Annotated in this window: 1 protein-coding gene; it reads right to left on the bottom strand. The window is 42.3% G+C overall.

The genetic code is table 11. The features are described from left to right. Positions 1 to 49 precede the first annotated feature (49 nt). Positions 50 to 2,860 (bottom strand): PAS domain S-box protein, encoded by a 2,811-nt coding sequence (locus ACFQ2O_RS20770; RefSeq protein ID WP_377532650.1) that lies wholly within the window; start codon positions 2,858 to 2,860, stop codon positions 50 to 52. Positions 2,861 to 3,235: the final 375 nt, after the last annotated feature.

Raw genomic sequence — 3,235 nt, 5'->3', positions numbered from 1 at the left:
GTGAAGTCATTCATGGTAAGAAAGGAGTAGAGTTTGGTCTCTTTATCCTTTAACATACCTGGATGGCTTCATCGTTTATAATCGCAACTTGAGTTAAATTATATAAAATACTGTGCACATAACTTCGTATAGCCAAGGTGCATGGCGCTTTATCGAAATCATAAGTGATTGTTGCTTCACTTTGGTCTATTTCAGCATGCAATGCGGTTAACACGTTCTCCATCAGTTCGCTAAAGCATACAAGCTCATGCACCGCCTCCACCTGGCTACGTATAGTAAGCAACTCGTTCAAGTCTCTGATAGTGCTATCGAGCAACTGAGTCGACTTAACCAGGTTATCTACTACTTGTTCGTTTTGAGGCGCCAAGGGGTTCGTGCGGTCATAGATGGAGACCAGCCCTAGCAGATTAGCAACCGGGGCTCTTAAGTTATGCGAAACGATATAAGCAAATTGCTGTAAGCTCTGATTTTGCTTTAAAAGCTGCTCTGTCAGCTTCAGGCGTTTCGCTTCTGTTTCCTTGTAATTAGATACATCCGAGGCTGCCCCATCTATTCTTATAACATTACCTTTTTCGTCTTTCTTAGGTGAAAGCCTGAAAATAACCCATTTAATCTGCTCGTTTCGGTTTACAATTCTAAGCTCAAACTGTTGCTGCGTACCTTCCAGCACTTTGGGCAACACCTCTGTTAAAAGCGTATGCTGGTCTTCGTTGTGGATCATTTTGATCCAGGCTTCTTTATTGCCTAAGAAATTTTCTTCCGGATAGCCGGTAATATCGTGGCATTGCGGACTTATGTACGTGATAGCTAAGTTTGTATCTGCTGAAAAAATGAGCTCAGGTATGTTTTCTATAGTTGACTGAAGCAGGTTTTTGGCTTCTATTACTTCCTGCTCCGTAAGCTTCCTGTCTGTAATATCCTGAGCAGTACCAGCAATAATAATAGCATTGCCATCCTCATCACGCACAGTTTCAGTAATATGGGATAAATATTTGATGCTGCCGTCTTTCGTAATAATCCGGTGCTCATACATCAAATCTTCTTTGGCATGTATGGCTCTGTCAATTAGCTTTAGTGCGTCTTCCCTGTCGTCTGGATGGAACCGGGTGGAAAGGCTTAATAGAGAAGGAACCTGATCGCTATAGGGAATAGTAAAGATATCATACAATGTTCGGGACATTGTAAGCAGCTCTTTCTTTAAGTCATACTCCCAGCTGCCTAGTTTTGCTATACGCTGTGCTTTTGAAAGCTGGGCTTCGTTTTTCTTTATGTTTTCTATTGCCTTTTTCTGTTCTGTCTTATTATGAACACTAAGGGTGATATTGATTATCTGGCCTGCTGCATCATATACAGGTTTAAAAGTTACCTCATGCCAAAGCCCGCCTGTGCCATGCTCATACTGTATCGAATGGCCCTGCATTGCTTTAGCATGGTTATCTAAAAACTGCTCTCGGTGGATTGGGTCTATCAAGTCAAGTATATCCAGTCCCTTATCTAGTGAAGTAAGTGAGTAGGTGAGCACTTCACATTCTGCGACTTTATTGAAAGCTACAATCTTACGGTGCTCATCCAGCAAATAGATAGCCTGAGGAGAACTATCCAGCAAAGCTCTTAAGTGGGCTTTACTGCTCTCAAGCTCTTCTTGTGTTTCCTTTAGGCTTGAAATATTGATAAAGGTACCATTCCAGATAACGGTACCGTTTCCTTTAGAAGATGGATGACTATGGCCACGTACCCACTTATACTTGTTTTCCTCTGGCTGCCATACTCTAAACTCGGCTTCCCAGGGAGTAAGCTTGTTATAAGAAGCTAAAGTAGACTCCTGTACTGCTATAAGATCATCAGGATGTAAGTTATGATAGAGCACTACAGGGTTCTTGTAAACCTCCTCCGGCGTAACCCCGCACAGCGGCAGTACGCCATCGCTTATGAAGGGAAAGCTGAAGCTGTAGTTATGATCCATCTGATACTGAAAAACAGCCCCTGGGAGGCTGGAGCTAATTTCGCGCAACTGCTTCTCACTTTTCTTTAACTGCTGCATTGCTTCTTCCCGTTCCTGCACATTTACAGCCACTACCAACCTTGGGAATATAGCTGCCTCCACAGTTAAAGCATGCGATCCTAATTCAACCTTAAACTTGCGGCCATCCTTTCGCTGATGAAAAAATCTTTTGCTTGCCGCGTTAGAGGCTTTGTTGATAGACTGCATGCGTTCATCAAACTTTGCTAAATCTTCTGCGGGCCTGATATCACGAAGCGTCATCTGCATGAACTCTTCGCGCGAGTAGCCATACTCTTTAATGGCGGCCTCGTTAACCTCTAAAAATCGGAGGGTATGCTGATCATACACCCACATCGGAATAGGGTTACTGTTAAAAAGCTGTTTGTACTGCTCCTGGCTTTCAACCAACGCCTGCTGAAGCTCCTTACGGTCTTTTATCTCTGCATTAAGTGTGTTGTTCTCTCTTTGAAGCTGCTTAAAAGCCTTTCCTAAAGTATAACCGGCCCATACGGTGCAGATAGCAGCTAAAAATAAAAGAATAGCATAGCCATCCACAATATTAGAGACTGCTGGAATAAACTCAGCTGTATACTTTCTGGAAGAAGCTGTTATTTCGTCACTTAAGTTTATGAGGTGCGTCTGTTGGCGCCTATAAAAGGGAGCAAGGTTATTTACTGCATAGGCCTCTGCTTCGTTTAGCTGTTCGGCGTCTATCAGCACAAGCAGGCTATCAACATGCACGTAGTGTTTATCTATGTCCTGCATCAGCAGTTGCAGAGACTTTAGCTGGCCAGGTTGCTCTACTAGGCTGGATAGCTCTATAATGGAAGCATCTTTTAACTTATGCGTTTCTGCCAAGGCAAGCTGAAGGCTATCCTTAGATGCAGCATGTTGTGTAGCTAAGTATGACCGAAGTAGGTTCTGGGTTTGCTCCTGCTTATTTAGTAAATTATTAACGAGCTCAAGCCTTTTGTAAGACCGTAGAACTTTTGTGCTGTAGTCGTTTTGTACCTGCTTCGCTCTTATATAAGAGTATGTGCAAACTGAAACAAGTACAAATACCAAAGACAAAAATGAAATGCCTATATAACGTATAGTTAGCTCGTGTCTCTGTCTTCCTCGTTTCTCCTTCATTCTAAGGCTAAAGAAAATTAGTTATAATGGTGATACTTCAAATTGTTATGTAGATATAAGCTTAAAGATACAGTATTGTAGTTTTAGTACAATGCATTT

Source organism: Pontibacter rugosus (genome assembly GCF_042678745.1).
GTDB classification, from domain to species: Bacteria; Bacteroidota; Bacteroidia; order Cytophagales; family Hymenobacteraceae; genus Pontibacter; species Pontibacter rugosus.
This window is presented reverse-complemented; position numbering and strand designations above follow the sequence as displayed.